13 protein-coding genes are annotated in these 14319 nt (G+C 72.8%); 6 read left to right on the top strand and 7 right to left on the bottom strand.

Annotation, left to right across the window (positions count from 1 at the left end):
- Positions 1–24: 24 nt before the first annotated feature.
- The 3 genes from ACIP94_RS32070 (at position 25) to ACIP94_RS32060 (ending at position 3801) form a co-directional block, all read left to right on the top strand.
- Positions 25–1152 (top strand): NADH:flavin oxidoreductase, encoded by a 1128-nt coding sequence (locus tag ACIP94_RS32070; RefSeq protein ID WP_402433482.1) that lies wholly within the window; start codon positions 25–27, stop codon positions 1150–1152.
- A 301-nt stretch (positions 1153–1453) separates the two neighbouring features.
- Positions 1454–3001 (top strand): carboxylesterase/lipase family protein, encoded by a 1548-nt coding sequence (locus tag ACIP94_RS32065; protein ID WP_402433479.1) that lies wholly within the window; start codon positions 1454–1456, stop codon positions 2999–3001.
- Between the two features lie 149 nt (positions 3002–3150).
- Positions 3151–3801 carry a DedA family protein gene (locus ACIP94_RS32060; RefSeq protein ID WP_402433476.1) on the top strand — a complete coding sequence of 217 codons (651 nt, stop codon included), beginning with the start codon at positions 3151–3153 and terminating at the stop codon, positions 3799–3801.
- A 31-nt stretch (positions 3802–3832) separates the two neighbouring features.
- Here ACIP94_RS32060 and murQ read toward each other — a convergent pair whose 3' ends face one another.
- On the bottom strand, positions 3833–4798 hold the full coding sequence (gene murQ / locus ACIP94_RS32055) for an N-acetylmuramic acid 6-phosphate etherase (protein WP_402433473.1): 966 nt from the start codon (positions 4796–4798) through the stop codon (positions 3833–3835).
- Positions 4799–4850: 52 nt separating this feature from the next.
- Positions 4851–5804 (bottom strand): MurR/RpiR family transcriptional regulator, encoded by a 954-nt coding sequence (locus ACIP94_RS32050; RefSeq protein ID WP_402433470.1) that lies wholly within the window; start codon positions 5802–5804, stop codon positions 4851–4853.
- Positions 5805–5861: 57 nt separating this feature from the next.
- Between ACIP94_RS32050 and ACIP94_RS32045 the strand changes: the two genes are divergently transcribed.
- Positions 5862–6245 carry a hypothetical protein gene (locus ACIP94_RS32045; RefSeq protein ID WP_402433467.1) on the top strand — a complete coding sequence of 128 codons (384 nt, stop codon included), beginning with the start codon at positions 5862–5864 and terminating at the stop codon, positions 6243–6245.
- 86 nt (positions 6246–6331) lie between these two features.
- Here the strand turns inward: ACIP94_RS32045 and ACIP94_RS32040 are convergent, their stop codons facing one another.
- From ACIP94_RS32040 to ACIP94_RS32025, 4 genes are all read right to left on the bottom strand, one after another.
- On the bottom strand, positions 6332–7408 hold the full coding sequence (locus tag ACIP94_RS32040) for a GNAT family N-acetyltransferase (RefSeq protein WP_402433464.1): 1077 nt from the start codon (positions 7406–7408) through the stop codon (positions 6332–6334).
- A gap of 9 nt (positions 7409–7417) precedes the next feature.
- Complete coding sequence (locus tag ACIP94_RS32035) at positions 7418–8080, bottom strand: hypothetical protein (RefSeq protein WP_402433461.1); 663 nt, start codon at positions 8078–8080, stop codon at positions 7418–7420.
- Positions 8081–8145: 65 nt separating this feature from the next.
- Complete coding sequence (locus ACIP94_RS32030) at positions 8146–9333, bottom strand: restriction endonuclease subunit S (RefSeq protein WP_402433459.1); 1188 nt, start codon at positions 9331–9333, stop codon at positions 8146–8148.
- On the bottom strand, positions 9330–10838 hold the full coding sequence (locus tag ACIP94_RS32025) for an N-6 DNA methylase (protein ID WP_402433573.1): 1509 nt from the start codon (positions 10836–10838) through the stop codon (positions 9330–9332). Before ACIP94_RS32025 ends, ACIP94_RS32030 begins: the two co-directional genes overlap by 4 nt.
- 155 nt (positions 10839–10993) lie before the next feature.
- Here ACIP94_RS32025 and ACIP94_RS32020 point away from each other — a divergent pair, with 155 nt between their 5' ends.
- Positions 10994–11683 carry a copper homeostasis protein CutC gene (locus ACIP94_RS32020; protein ID WP_402433457.1) on the top strand — a complete coding sequence of 230 codons (690 nt, stop codon included), beginning with the start codon at positions 10994–10996 and terminating at the stop codon, positions 11681–11683.
- A 2-nt stretch (positions 11684–11685) separates the two neighbouring features.
- On the opposite strand, the gene ACIP94_RS32015 is transcribed toward ACIP94_RS32020, so the two are convergent.
- Positions 11686–13686 carry a HelD family protein gene (locus tag ACIP94_RS32015; protein ID WP_402433570.1) on the bottom strand — a complete coding sequence of 667 codons (2001 nt, stop codon included), beginning with the start codon at positions 13684–13686 and terminating at the stop codon, positions 11686–11688.
- A gap of 419 nt (positions 13687–14105) precedes the next feature.
- Between ACIP94_RS32015 and ACIP94_RS32010 the strand changes: the two genes are divergently transcribed.
- The gene (locus ACIP94_RS32010; protein ID WP_402433454.1) at positions 14106–14294 is read left to right on the top strand and encodes a hypothetical protein; all 189 of its coding nucleotides are present in this window, start codon (positions 14106–14108) and stop codon (positions 14292–14294) included.
- Positions 14295–14319 lie beyond the last annotated feature (25 nt).

Here is a 14319-nt window from a genome sequence, read left to right as displayed (position 1 = left end):
AGTCCACCCACGAGGAGTCCCCACGTGACCGTCACCCCGCCCCCCGCCTCCCGCGCGGCCCGGCTTCTGTCCCGGCCGATCGACCTCAACGGCCTCACGGTTCCGAACCGGATCGCGATGGCCCCGATGACCCGCATGTTCTCCCCGGGCGGCATCCCCGGTGAGGACGTGGTGGCGTACTACTCCCGCCGGGCGGCCGCCGGTGTCGGTCTGATCGTCACCGAGGGCACCTATGTGGGCCACGAGTCGGCGGGTCAGAGCGACCGTGTGCCCCGCTTCCACGGCGAGGAGCAGCTGGCGGGCTGGGCGAGGGTCGCCGAGGGGGTGCACGCGGCGGGCGGCACGATCGTCCCGCAGCTGTGGCACATCGGCATGGTCCGTGAGCAGGGCCAGCCCCCGGTCGCCGACGCCCCCGCCATCGGTCCCTCGGGTCTGCGCATCGGCGCCACCGAGGCCACCGGCAAGGCCATGGACCGGGCCGACCTGGACGCCGTGATCGGTGCGTTCGCCCAGGCCGCGGCCGACGCCGAGCGCATCGGCTTCGACGGTGTGGAGATCCACGGCGCCCATGGCTACCTCGTCGACCAGTTCCTGTGGGAGGGCACCAACCGCCGCGCCGACGCCTACGGCGGCGACCCGGTGGCCCGGACGCAGTTCGCGGCGGAGATCGTGGCCGCCGTACGGGAGGCGGTCTCGCCGGAGTTCCCGATCCTGTTCCGGTACTCGCAGTGGAAGCAGGAGGCCTACGACGCCCGTCTCGCCGAGACGCCCGAGGAGCTGGAGGCGATCCTCAGCCCGCTGGCCACAGCCGGCGTCGACGCCTTCCACGCCTCCACCCGCCGCTACTGGCTGCCGGAGTTCGACGGCTCGGACCTCAACCTGGCGGGCTGGACCAAGAAGCTCACGGGCAAGCCGGTCATCACCGTCGGCTCGGTGGGCCTGGACGGCGACTTCATCAAGGGCTTCCAGGGCGAGGGCGCCCCGGTCAAGGGCATCGACACCCTCCTGGACCGCCTGGAGGCGGACGAGTTCGACATGGTCGCGGTGGGCCGCGCCCTGCTCCAGGACCCCGAGTGGGCGGCGAAGGTCCTGGCGGGCCGCTTCGACGAGCTGAAGTCGTACGACGCGGCGGCGCTGAAGACCCTGCACTGATCCGCGCCCGTTCGGTCCCCGCGCCCCGAACGGGCGCGGGGGCCGCTCCGCTCGCCTTCGCCGTGGTGTCCTTCATCCCCTGCCGGGGCGCGGCCGACGAGCAGGGCATGGCCGCCTCGGCAGCGGGCGAACAGGAGCCGACGGGGCAGGTGCCCGGGAACCACGGTGTAAGGCTCCGGCGCTCATCCAGTGCCCGGCGGGCGGTTCCGTTCCGGTGGGATCGTCCGCCGCACGCCGTTCGTTGGGAGGACAGCGGGCACACCGCGCGCCGCTTCACCCGATCGAGCCGTGGAGGTCATCGATGACGTCACCCGGGTCCCCCGCGGGCGCCGATACGTCCCATCCCGTGGTGCGCACCGCCGCCGGTGCGGTGCGCGGGCGCCGGGAGGACGGACTGGCGGTCTTCCGCGGCATTCCGTTCGCCGAGCCGCCGGTGGGCGAGGGACGCTTCGCGGCGCCGCGACCGGTGCGCGCCTGGGACGGCACCCGTGAGGCGTATGCGTTCGGCCCGCCGCCCCCGCAGGAGGCCGGGATCCAGGGCCGTGCCCGCCCGGTGGACGCCACACCGGGCGACGACTGGCTGACCGTCAACGTCTGGACCCCGGACCCCGATCCGGCCGCCCACCGGCCTGTCATGGTGTGGATCTACGGCGGCGCCTACAAGGTCGGCCACGCGGGCAGCCCCGGCTACGACGCCCGGCACCTCGCCCGGGACGGCGACCTCGTCGTCGTCACCTTCAACTACCGCGTCGGCATGGAGGGATTCGCCCGCATCGACGGGGCTCCCGCCAACCGCGGCCTGCTGGACCAGGTCGCGGCCCTGGAATGGGTGCGGGACAACATCGTGGCGTTCGGCGGCGACCCCGGCCGGGTCACCGTCTTCGGCGAGTCAGCGGGCGCCGGCTCGGTCGCCGCCCTGATGGCCATGCCCCGCGCGGCCGGCCTGTTCCGGCGGGCGATCGCCCAGAGCGTGCCGGGCACCTACTTCTCGGACGAGCTGGCGCGGGACATCGCGACCGCCCTCGCCGCGGAGGCGGGGCTGCGCCCGACGGCCGCCGACCTGGCGGCCGTGGACCCCCGCCGACTGACGGGCGCGGGAGAGGCGCTGGGCGCCAAGATGGCCCAGCACCAGGACCGTTGGGGACAGGCCGCCCCCACAGCGTCCCCCTTCTCCCCGGTCGTCGACGGCGAGGTGCTGCCCACCACGCCCTGGCGGGCCCTGGCGTCCGGCGCGGGCCGGGACATCGATCTGGTCACCGGGCACAACCGGGAGGAGTTCCAACTGTTCCTGGTCCTCGGCGGAATGCTCGGGAGGATCACTGACGCACAGGTGACGGCGGCCCTGCGGCTGCTCGCACCGGGGCCGGACGGCGAGCGCGCCTACCGGGAGGCGTTCCCGGACGCCACGGCCGACGAGATGTACGAGCGGATCCAGTCCGACTGGCTCTTCCGCATGCCGTCGCTGCATCTGGCCGAGGCGCAGACAGCGGGCGGTGGGCGGGCGTACGCGTATGAGCTGACCTGGCCGGCACCGGGCAGTGGGGGAGTGCTGCGCGCCTGCCACGGCCTCGACATCCCGCTGGTGTTCGGCACGTTCACCGCCGACCTCGGCACCCTGCTGTTCGCGGGCGCGGACCCCGCACCGGAGGCCGAGGCGCTCTCGTCCCGTTTCCGCGCGTCCTGGACGGCGTTCGCACGGACGGGCGACCCGGGCTGGCCGGCCTACGACACCGAGCGACGGCAGGTGCAGGTCCTCGACGCACAGCCGGTGGTCACGGCGTATCCGGAGGAGCGGTCGCGGCGCATCTGGCAGGGATACGAGTTCCGCGAGCTGCCGCTGCTCGGGTGAGACGAGGGGCCTTCGCCGGGGCCGGTGACGTCGTACCGGAATGAAGCCGGTGCGGCGGCCGGGGCGAGGCAGCGTGCCGGTGGGGTGGCGCGTGCCGGACCATGGAAGGCGGTGCCGCCGCAGAAGCCCAGCCTCCCGGGAGACCGCCGATGACCCAGCCCCCGCTCCCCGGAGTTCTCGCCGATGTCGCGCCGATCCTCGACCACTGGGGTTATCCGGCCGTCGCCGGCCTGGTGTTTCTCGAGGACTTCGGCGTGCCCGTCCCCGGTGAGACGGTCCTGATCGTCGCCGCCGTGTACGGGGGCGCGGGGCGGCTGAACCTGGTCCTGGTGGCCGTCGTCGCCTTTCTCGCCGCGGTCGTCGGCGACAACGTCGGCTATGCGATCGGCCGCTTCGGCGGCCACCGGGTGGTGGAGCGTTACGGCCGCTATGTGCTGCTGACCCCGGCCCGGGTCGCCAAGGCGGAGGCCTTCTTCACCCGGCACGGCGGCAAGATCGTCACCGTGGCGCGGTTCATCGAGGGGCTGCGCCAGGCGAACGGCATCATCGCCGGGCTGGCCGAGATGCCCTGGCGGCGTTTTCTGTTCTTCAACGCCCTCGGTGCCGCTCTGTGGGTCGGTGTCTGGGTGACGTTCGGCGCCCTCGCCGGAGCCCACCTGAACACGCTGTACCCGGAGATCCGCCGCTACGAGCTGTATGTGCTCATGGCCCTGGCCGTCCTCGCCGTACTGCTCGTCGCCCGCCATCTGTACCGCCGCCGCAGGGACACGGCCGAGCGGCGGCGCGGGGGAGACGGGTGACGCGGAGTCACCGACAGGGGCGGACCGGGGATCACGAGCGGGCTCGGCCACGCCCGGGTCGGTGGCCCGCCGCCTTCTCCAGCGCCGTGCGCAGACGGCCGTCGCTCTCGGCGAGGAGCCGGGCCGCCGCAGGACCGTCCACGCCCCCGAGGACGGTCAGGATCGCGTTCTTGACCTCGCCGTCCGCGGCCGCGAGGGCGCGTTCGATCTCCTCGTCGCCCGCCCCCGTCGCCAGCGCCACGATGCGGTGGGAGCGGGCGCGCAGCTTGTCGTTGGAGGCCCGCACATCGACCATCAGGTTCCCGAACGTCTTGCCCAGCCGGATCATCGTGATCGTCGAGAGCATGTTGAGGACCAGCTTCTGCGCCGTGCCCGCCTTCAGCCGGGTCGAGCCGGTCAGCAGTTCGGGGCCGACCACGATCTCGATGCCGTGGTCGGCGGCCGCCGCGAGCGGACTGTCCGCGTTGCAGGACAGGGCGACCGTGAGCGCCCCGGCCCCCCGGGCGTGCTCCACCGCGCCGACCGCGTACGGCGTGCGGCCCGAGGCGGAGACGCCGACCACCGTGTCACGGTCCGTCAGCCCCAGTGCGTCGAGGTCCCCCGCTGCCAGCTCGCGGGAGTCCTCCGCACCCTCCACCGATGTCACCATCGCCCCGGGTCCGCCCGCGATCAGGCCCACGACCCGCGAGGGGTCCGTGTTGAAGGTGGGCGGGCACTCCGAGGCGTCGAGGACGCCGAGCCGCCCGGCCGTGCCCGCGCCCGCGTACACCAACCGGCCGCCCCGGGCCATCCGCTCGGCGATGGCGTCGATGGCGGCGGCGATCTCAGGGAGCCGCGCGGCGACCGCGGCCGGCACGGTCGCGTCCTCGCCGTTCATGAGCTTCGCGATCTCGAGGGTGGGGAGCCGGTCGATCTCGGCCAGTTCGGGGCGGAACGCCTCGGTGGTCAGGGTCTCCAGCTCTGCTCGCAGATCACGCGGGTGGGACGAGAAGGTCATCGGGCGCGGCTCTTTCCGGTGCGGCACTGCTCGGGAGGGAGGACGGGCAGGGCTAGCGCTTCGTTCCGCCGCGCGGGTGGTGACGGTGCGCCAGCGCCTCGTACGACGCGGACAGCGCCGGTGCGGCGGTCTCGTACGTCCGCTGGGCCACGCCGACGAACAGGCAGTCCACGACGAGGAGCTGGCTTGTGCGGGACGACATCGCGGCCGGCCGCAGCTCGCTCTCGCGCGCCGTGGAGGTGGTCAGGACATGGTCCGCGTACTGCGTGACGGGGCTGTCCGGACGGCCGGTGACGGCGATGGTGGTCGCCCCGTGCTCGAAGGCCACCCGCAGCGGTTCGATGACGTCGCCGGTGGAGCCGGAGTGCGTGATCGCGATCGCCACGTCCTTGGCGCGCAACTGCACGGCGTTGGTGACCGCGAGATGCGGGTCGCTGTGCGCATGGGCTATGAGCCCTATCCGCAGCAGCTTCTGGACGAGGTCCTGAGCGACGAGCCCGGACGCCCCTATGCCGTACACATCGATACGGCGGGCGGCGGCGAGCGCGGCGACGGCGGCGCCGAGCTGCACGGTGTCGATACCGGCCGCAGTGTCGGCGAGGGTCTGCTGCTCGTCGTAGGCGAGCTTCGCGACGACGTCCGCGATCGGGTCGTCGACCGCGATGTCGGCGGTGACGGACGGGGCACGGCCCGACTGCTGCTGGGCGGCGAGGCCCGCGAGGGCCAGTCGCAGATCGCGGTAGCCGGGATAGCCGAGGATGCGGGCCGTGCGCACGACGGTGGCCTCGCTGGTGCCGGTCAGCTCGGCGAGCCCGGTGACCGTGAGTGCCGCGCACCCGGCCGGGTCACCGGCGACGGCCTCGGCGACACGCTGCATGGACCGGGTCATGGACGGGGCGAGGGTGCGCACCTTCGCGGCGAGTGCGGCCGGGGCGGGAGGCGCGTCGCGGCCCGCCGGCCCGGGGCCCGGCGAGCCGGGGAAAGTTTCCTTCACACGCTGGGTCACGATGTGAAAGATATTTTCCGTTCGGAGGTCCGGTCAAGAGGTGCGCACAATAGGGGCATGGATCCCATCAGTCCCCTGGAGCAGGCCCTGCACGCGGCCCGGGCCCTGGTGCTCGCCGACCTGGTCGCGGGCGAGGTCGCCGAGGCGGATGTCGTCTCGCTCGTCGAGGACTCCGTCGCCCAGCGGCGATGGTGGGTCGAACAGTGGCCGGACGGCGTGGACTATGTGGCCGGGCTCATCGCCCAGGACGTCCAGGACGCGCTGCTGGAGCGGTACGGACGCTGGCCGCTGTGCCCCGTCTGCGGCTCCGGCGATCCGCACGCCCTCGACGTCGAGCCCGAACTCGGCGCCGATCCGCACTGGGTGTGCCCGAAGGCGGGCGTGAAGGTCGCGGCGGTGGGATTCCTGGGCAGGGCGACGGGCGGGATGTCGTCCTCGTGACGGTCCATGTCCGCGAGGTGGTGCGTCTGCTGCTCGCCTCCGGTGTGCGGCGGCGCAAGGGCCGGCCGGCCACCGCGGCGCGCCGGTCAGCGCCGTAGCTCGTACGCCACCTGTGCGTCGTTCCCGTCGGCCGCGCCCATCCGCCGGAACCCGGCGCGTGAGACCACCGCCTGCGAGGGGAGGTTGTCCCCGTCCACGACCGCGCACAGGGCGCGGACGTCCTCCCGCTCCAGCGTCCGCGCCGCCAGGGCCCGCAGGGCCTCGGTGGCGTAGCCGTGACCGCGGGCCGCCTCCGCCAGGTCGTAGCCGACCTCCGCGCGTCCCTTCTCGTCGGGGGCGCCGTGGAAGCCCATGCCGCCGACCGCGCGGCCGTCCTCCTTCCGGATGAGGACGTACAGCCCCCACTCCGGCCGGTACAGCCCGTCCTCATACGCGGCCACCACCATCCCGGCGGCCTCCCGCGTGCCCTGGAAGGGGCCGCCCTCGATCCACTCGAACCCCCCGTCGCCGCCCAGGAACAGATCGCGGGCCGCCGCGGGTGTGACGCCCTCCAGGGTCAGGCGTTCCGCCGGGACCACCGGGGTGTTGTGCCAGCGCCACTCCGTGACCGGGGCGCGGCCGGGCAGATCACCGCGCCCGGTGGCCCACAACAGGGTGGGCCAGGGCGCCGGTCCGGGCGGGACCTGCGGGAAGATCCGGCTCAGGACGTCCTCGCACAGCTCGGCGGGCGGCTCGTACGCGAGTCCCAGGCCCTCGGCGATGTCGTGGGTGTGCAGCAGGACCTCGGCGACGCCCATCGCGGCGAAGCCCCCGCGGTTCGCGCTGTGGAAGGGGTACGGGTGGAAGGCGCGTACCTGGCGTGGGGTGGTGCGGACGGCCGCCGAGAGCAGGGCGCCGGTCGTCTCGATCACCTCCAGCACGCCCGTCTCGTCCGTGCCCTCGTCGAGGGTGAGGCCGAAGGGCACGTACGCGTCCTGTGGCCGGCCCGCCAACTGCCCGGCGTAGGCGAGGAGAGCGCCCGCGAGGTGCTCCGCGGTCCGGCGGCAGCTCCACTCCAGCCGCCCGGCCTTCACCCCTTCCCAGTCCCGGTCCGTCGCCCTTCGCAGCAGTTCCGCGCCGCTCGCCAGGGCCTCTGCCACCTGTTCCCCGCCCATGTTCCGCATGCGGGCAGGCTAGGAGACGGCCGGTCCGGGGGTCGACAGCATTTCCAGCTCCGAGGCGATGTTGTAGCGGGCCGTGGCCTCCCACCTGGCCTGACCGTACGGGGTGCGGAACAGCCTCGGCAGGGCGAGGAGTTCACGCAGGATCGCGGAGCGGCCCGCACGGAAGGCGTCGCCCGGGACAAAGCCGTACTCCTCGCGGACGGCGGCGGTGTAGGTGGCGTACGCGGACGGGGGCGCGGCGAGGATCGCGAGATCGGCGTCGCACAGAACCTGGCCGTCGCGGTCGTCGTCCGCCGGGTCGTGTGTGACGGTGAGCCGGACGAGCCGGGCGACCTCGGCCGTCCGGTCCGGGTCCACCCCCGCCTCGGCCAGGGCGCGTTCGGCGAGCCGGGCGGAGCGCTCCTCGTTCTCCGAGCGGTCGGGCAGATAGACGGCGTCGTGGAACCAGGCGGCCAGCCGCACCAGGTCGGGATCGTCCGCGTACTCCGTCAGTACGTCGATGTGGTCGAGGACCGCGGCGAGATGCGCGAGCGTGTGATACCGGCGCTGCGGTTCCTGCCAGCGGGCGAGGAGGTTCTCGGCGTATGGCGCGGGATCGGGGCCGCCGGCCGGTCCGCGGGCTCCTTCCAGGGCCCGGGTCCAGCGGTCGCGCAGGGCTTCGAGATCGGCCATGCCGCCATTGTCCCCGTCGTCGCCCGGTCGTTCGACCGGGGACTCGGGCGGCGAGCCGACCCAGGCTATGCGGGGGCCTCCGGCTTCCAGAGGGTGCCGGCGAAGGCGCGCGGCCGGATGGAGGCGAAGAGCTCGCCGAGGGAGTCGAGCTGGGCCTGGTAGGTGGCCCTCACCCGGTCGGTCTGCTCGAGGCGCCGCTCGAAGGCCCGCTGTTGTGCCAGCGGCGGCAGGAGCACGGGGATCCTGGCCAGATTCTCCTGGCTGATGCCGGTGATGGTCGCCCCGGTGACCCGCGGGAGGACGTAGGCGGCGCGCACCCGTTGATGGGACAGATAGGCGTGGAGATACCGCGTGGTGAGCAGGGCGGGAGCGGGTGTGACGCGGATGAGCGACGACTCGAAGATGAGCGGCTCGCCCGGGGCGATGACCCGGCAGGGCTTGGCGGACCCTTCGTAGGTGAACGAGCGACGGGCCACCAGAAGGTCGTGCCCGGTCAGCCCGTAGGTGGCGATGTCCTTCTCCTGGCAGGCCACCCGCCTCAGCCCCTGGCCGCCGACGGTGCCGTGGAAGGCGTCGGCCATGTGCACCATGGCCACGCCGTCCTCGCCGTACGCCTCGCCCGGGAAGTGGGCGCCGTTCTGAAGGCGCCGGGACACGGCGTCCTTCAGGGGAACCCTCGGGTAACGCGGGGCGGGGGAGGCCGGGTCCCCGAACATGTCGAGAAAGACGGACTCCGCGAGGTCGTCGAGGAGCGCCATCGTCCGGCGGCGCTTCTCGCGCAGTTCCTCCACCTGCTCCAGAACGGTGACGACGCGGCGCTGTTCGGGCAGCGACGGGACCGTCAGCTCGATGTCCCGGAGCGTCTTGACGGAGAGATGCCTGACCGTCGCGAAGGGGGTGGCGTCCTCGATGCGTTTGAGCACCGGGGGCAGGAAGTGGGCCACATAGGCGAGGTCGATCCCAGGGGACAGCGGGCGTGGACTGCACACCCGCTGATTGAGGACGGCCCGGCCGCCGCGCCATCGGGAGAGGGCGAACTCGCCGTCCATCCCGATGACGTAGTCTCCGTCGGAGATCAGGTACTTCGGATCGTAAGGCCCGCTGTAGTACGTCCGTGAGCGCCCGGGCTTCACATCACGGACCCGGATCACCGGGATGCCGTCCCCGTCCGTGTTGAACCGGCGGGATCCGAAGGCGAATCCGGACAGGAAGTCCACGCAGTCGCCGAGCCGGACGGTCCGCGGGCCGCTCATGCCAGCAGCTCCTTCAGCCTGGCCGTGCCCGCGTCGATCTCCTTGTTCAGCCGTTCCAGGTCGGCGAGTATCTCCGGCGGCGGCCGGGGCACGACCTCCTCGTGCACGATCTCCTTGTAGCGGTTGGGGGAGAGGTCGTAGCCCTCGGCGGCGATGTCGGACCTGGGGACGCAGAAGCTCTGGTCGGTGCGGGCGCGGGTGCGCTCGTCGGTGGTGCGGCGCGACCAGCGGGCCAGGAGATCCGGGAGGTTGTTCCTGGTGTGCTCCCCGGCCGTGAGACCGGTGGCGCGGGCGCCGAGACGGTCCTCGGGCAGAAGCGGTGTGCGCTTGTCGTCGAGGCTGAAGCCGTCCGCGCGCACGTCGTAGAACCAGACGTCTTCCGTGCCGCCGGAGTCGGTCCTGGTGAAGAAGAGGATGGCGGTGGAGACGCCGGCGTAGGGCTTGAAGACGCCGGACGGGAGCTTGACCACCGCGTCGAGTCTCTGCTCCTCGACCAGCGTGCGGCGCAGTTCCCTGTGCGCCTTCGTGGAGCCGAAGAGGACACCGTCGGGGACGATCACCGCGGCCCGGCCGCCGGGACTGAGCAGGGTGAGGAAGAGGGCGAGGAAGAGGAGTTCGGTCTTCCTGGTCCTGACGGCCTTCAGCAGGTCCGGGGAGGTCGTGTCGGGGTCGAGGCTGCCGGCGAAGGGCGGGTTCGCCAGGATCAGGGAGTAGCGGTCGCTCTCCTCGCCCGCCCTCTGCGAGAGGGAGTCGCGGTAGCGGATGTCCGGGCCCGCCATGCCGTGCATCAGCATGTTCATCGAGCCGATGCGCAGCATGGTCGAGTCGAAGTCGAACCCGTGGAACATGCCGTGGTGGAAGTGGTGCCGGTGGTCGGCCTCGAGGAGGTCGTCCCGGTGCACCCGCCGCACATACTCGGAGGCGCTCACCAGGAATCCGGCCGTGCCGCAGGCCGGGTCGCAGATCTCGTCGCGGGGGCTGGGCCCGGTCATCTCGACCATCAGATCGATGATGTGCCGAGGTGTGCGGAACTGCCCGTTCTGACCCGCGGTGGCGAGCTTGCCGAGCATGTACTCGTACAGATCGCCGTTGGTGTCCCTGTCCTGCATCGGGATGTCCTCCAGGAGGAGGACCACCTTGGACAGCAGGCCGGGCGTCGGGATGGTGAAGCGGGCGTCCCTCATGTGGTGCGCGTACGTGGAGTCCTCGCCGCCGAGGGCGCGCAGGTGGGGGAAGACCTTCTCGGCGACCGTCCGGTACATCCGCGCCGGTTCGTCGCCCTTGAAGTTCCGCCAGCGCAGGCCCTGCTGATCAGGGCCGAAGAAGGGGGCGGTGTCCTGGACGCCCCGCCGGGCCATCCGGTCCCTGACCGTCTGGAGCTCGTCGAGACGGCGGACGAAGAGCAGATAGGTGATCTGTTCCATCACTTCCAGCGGGTTGGAGATGCCACCGGACCAGAAGGCGTCCCAGACGCGGTCCACCCTGCTCTTCAGCGCGCCCGTCATCACGGGGGGATCCTACGGCGACGCGGGAGGACGGGGCTCGCGACGTGAGGGGCCGGCCTCGGCCGGTGCCGTCTCCCCGTCGGTGTCCCGTCGTCGTACGCTTGGATTGGACTAGACCTGTAGTCGCTTCAGGGGAACACCACGAAAGGGGTCCTATGAGCTCGCGTGCAGTCCTGGAGGTGATCGCCCTCGGACCCGAGGACGCGGTCGCCGCCCAGGCCGGAGGTGCGGACCGCCTCGAGCTGGTCACCGACATGGCCGCCGACGGGCTCACCCCGCCGGTGGCGGCCTTCGCCGGGATCCGCGCCGCCGTCGACATCCCGCTGCGCGTGATGCTCCGGAAGCGGGACGGGTTCGCGGCCGGTGACGCCGGGGCGCTCGTCGGTGCCGCGCGCGAGCTGCGCGCGGCCGGTGCCGATGAGTTCGTGCTCGGGTTCCTCGGCGAGGACGGCGGCCCCGACCTGGAGACCGTGGAGCGACTGCTCGGGGAGCTGGACGGCTGCCGCTGGACCTTCCACCGCGCGATCGACCACGCCGCCGACCGGGACGCCCTGCGCAAGCAGCTCGCCGATCTGCCGGGCCTGGACACCTATCTCACCGCGGGCTCGGCCGGCGGCGTGGACGACGGGCTGCCCACCCTCGTCGCGGAGGCCGCCCGGCGCGGTGAGCCCGGCTACGGCCAGCGGCTCATGGTCGGCGGCGGTCTCCGCCTCGACCATGTCCCGCCGCTGCGCGCCGCCGGCGTGGACGCCTTCCACATCGGCGGCGCCGCCCGCCCGGGCGGCTGGACCGCACCGGTCGCCGCCCAGGCGGTACGGGAGTGGCGCACAGCCCTCGACGGCTGACTTCAGCCGAGTTCGGGTGGCAGTGGGGCGGCGTGGGTGACGGTCAGGCCCGAGACGGCTCGGGTGAGGGCCACATACAGGCGGCGCAGCCCCGTCCGCTCGTCCGGCTCGCCGTCGACGACCGCCTGCGGCTCGTCGAGGACCACGTAGTCGTACTCCAGGCCCTTCGCGAGCGAGGCCGGGACCAGGGTCAGCCGGGTCTCCTGGGTCGTCTCCTCGCCGGGGCCGAGGTAGCCGATGCCCGCGGCGGTGAGCGCCTCGGCGAGCACGGGGATCCGGGCGTCGGCCGCGATCAGGCCGATCGAGCCCTCGTGGCGCAGCGACTGCGTGCACGCGGCCACCACGTCGGCGGTGTCCGTCACCGGGCGTACCTCGAAGGACCCCGGGTTCTCCCGCACCGACGCCACCGGCGTGAGTCCCGGCGCGATGTGCGGCAGCAGCCGCGAGGCGTAGGTGATCACGTCCGTCGGCACACGGAAACCGGCCGTCAGCTCCTCGATCACCGCCTCCGGCTTGCCCAGGTGGGCGAGCGCCTCCTCCCAACTGCGCGTCGCCCAGGGCGTGGTGCCCTGGGCGAGATCACCGAGCACGGTCGCCGAACCGGTGGTGCAGCGCCGGCCGACCGCCCGGTACTGCATCGGGGAGAGGTCCTGCGCCTCGTCGAGCACGACATGACCGAGCGAGTGCGTGCGCTGGACCAGATCGGTGGCCTCGTCGATCAGCACGGCGTCCGCGGGTGACCAGCGGGCGGACTTCACCGAGCGCACCGGCTTCGTCCAGAGGATCTCCTTCTGCTCGTCCTCGTCGAGCAGCCCCGCCGCGTGACCGGCGAGGAAGTCGGCGTCCGTGAGCAGCCGCAGCACCAGCTTGGCCGGATCGACCGGCGGCCAGATCGCCTTGACCGCCGCCTTCACGGCGGCGTTGCGGGCCACGGCGTCCTGCACGCGGTCGTCCGGCGCCTCCCCGGCCCGCTCCATCTGGACCAGCACGGCGTGCGCGATCCGCTGCGGCAGGGCCTCGCGGGCGGCACCATAGCGGATGTCACGGTCGAGCAACTCCCTGACGATCTCCTCGAGTTCGTACGCGGGCACGCGCCAGCGCCGGGAACCGCGCACCACCACGACGGGCTCGGTGGGCAGCGTCACATGCGCGCGGACCGCCCGTCGCAGCACCTCCGCCATACGGGCGTCGCCCTTGACGACGGCGGCCGCCGCGGTGTCCGTCCCGCGTACCTCGACATGCGCGACGAGGTCGTCCACCGTCGCCTGCCTGACCTCCAGTTCGCCGAGCGCGGGCAGCACCTGCTCGATGTAGTGCAGGAAGGACGCGTTCGGCCCGATGACGAGGGTGCCGGTGCGGGCGAGCCGCTCGCGGTGCGCGTAGAGAAGATAGGCGACCCGGTGCAGGCCCACGGCCGTCTTCCCGGTGCCGGGGCCGCCCTGCACACAGACCGTGCCCGACAGCCCGGACCGCACGATCTCGTCCTGCTCGGGCTGGATCGTGGCCACGATGTCGCGCATCGGGCCGACCCGGGGGCGCTCGATCTCCTGCTGGAGCAGCTTGCCGGCGGAGGCGGCCTCGGTGGGGTCGGACAGATGCTCGTCCTCGTAGGCGGTGAGGTCGCCGCCGGTGTAGCCGAAGCGGCGGCGCAGCCCGATGTCCATCGGGTCCTTCTTCGAGGCCCGGTAGAACGGCTGGGAGACGGGCGCGCGCCAGTCGATCACCATCGGGTCGCCGTCGGCGTCGTGCACATGCCGGCGCCCGATGTAGAAGCGCTCGCCGTCGGCCCCCTCCCCCTGATCGGCGCCACGGTGGTCCCCCCGCTCGAGCGAAGCCGGGAGTGAGGGAGCGTGGAGATAGTCGAGGCGGCCGAAGAACAGCGGGGTGTGGCTGAGGTCGGCGAGGGCCTTGATGCGCTCGTCGATCTGGCGGGCGAGCACCGCGGCGTTGACCCAGTTCGCGGTGACATCGCTGATGTCGAGGTTCTCCACGTCCTCGCGCATCGCACGCAGCGCGGCCCGGGAGGCGGCGAGATGGGAGCGTTCGCGGGAGAGGGGGTCGGTGTCGGAGAGACCGGACGGGGAGTCAGGGGCGGACACGGAAAGCTGCCTCCGGGGCGGTGGCTCGACTCGCGGACGGGTGGCGGTGGTGCCGTCCGGTTTCCGTCCGGACGACGGCTCTCCGTGAAGGGAGGCGGGCAGGAGGGGAGATTTTAGGTGACGGCGCCCCGGGCGGCCAACGGATTTTCCGGCGCCCCCGGGACCGCGCGTGCCCGGCGCCGGGGCCGCCCGGGCCCGGCACCCCTAGGGGGAGGAGTCCCTCCGGGGTACGACACCGGGCCGCCGCAAGAGGTACGGGAAAGCCGCGCAGGTTACGTCCTTGGTCCGACGCCATTCGGGGCGGGCGGTTCCACCATGGAGACATGAGCGCAGCAACCTTCACCCCCGCCCGGCACGGCCCGCCGACCGGGGCGACCGCCCTCGACGGGAAGCATCACCGCCATCGCCTCGGGGACGCCCTTCGCGCCGCCAAGGTGTTCCTGGGCGCCGCCGTCGACGTGGTCATCCTCGGCGAGTACGGGGAAGAGGCGGGCGTCCGCGGTCGCCGGTGACGACGGCTCGCCGGGCGCTCCCTCA

This window comes from Streptomyces sp. NPDC093261 (genome assembly GCF_044753645.1).
Classification (GTDB): domain Bacteria; phylum Actinomycetota; class Actinomycetes; order Streptomycetales; family Streptomycetaceae; genus Streptomyces.
Note: the sequence above shows the minus strand (reverse complement) of the source record. Positions and strands in the feature narration are given on the sequence as shown.

Coding starts and splice junctions, on each gene's coding strand:
- ACIP94_RS32065 (WP_402433479.1), top strand. CDS start 1,454: ATGACGTCACCCGGGTCCCCCGCGGGCGCCGATACGTCCCATCCCGTG.
- ACIP94_RS32060 (WP_402433476.1), top strand. CDS start 3,151: ATGACCCAGCCCCCGCTCCCCGGAGTTCTCGCCGATGTCGCGCCGATC.
- murQ (WP_402433473.1), bottom strand. CDS start 4,798: ATGACCTTCTCGTCCCACCCGCGTGATCTGCGAGCAGAGCTGGAGACC.
- ACIP94_RS32045 (WP_402433467.1), top strand. CDS start 5,862: ATGGATCCCATCAGTCCCCTGGAGCAGGCCCTGCACGCGGCCCGGGCC.
- ACIP94_RS32040 (WP_402433464.1), bottom strand. CDS start 7,408: ATGCGGAACATGGGCGGGGAACAGGTGGCAGAGGCCCTGGCGAGCGGC.
- ACIP94_RS32035 (WP_402433461.1), bottom strand. CDS start 8,080: ATGGCCGATCTCGAAGCCCTGCGCGACCGCTGGACCCGGGCCCTGGAA.
- ACIP94_RS32030 (WP_402433459.1), bottom strand. CDS start 9,333: ATGAGCGGCCCGCGGACCGTCCGGCTCGGCGACTGCGTGGACTTCCTG.
- ACIP94_RS32025 (WP_402433573.1), bottom strand. CDS start 10,838: ATGACGGGCGCGCTGAAGAGCAGGGTGGACCGCGTCTGGGACGCCTTC.
- ACIP94_RS32020 (WP_402433457.1), top strand. CDS start 10,994: ATGAGCTCGCGTGCAGTCCTGGAGGTGATCGCCCTCGGACCCGAGGAC.
- ACIP94_RS32015 (WP_402433570.1), bottom strand. CDS start 13,686: ATGCGCGAGGACGTGGAGAACCTCGACATCAGCGATGTCACCGCGAAC.
- ACIP94_RS32010 (WP_402433454.1), top strand. CDS start 14,106: ATGAGCGCAGCAACCTTCACCCCCGCCCGGCACGGCCCGCCGACCGGG.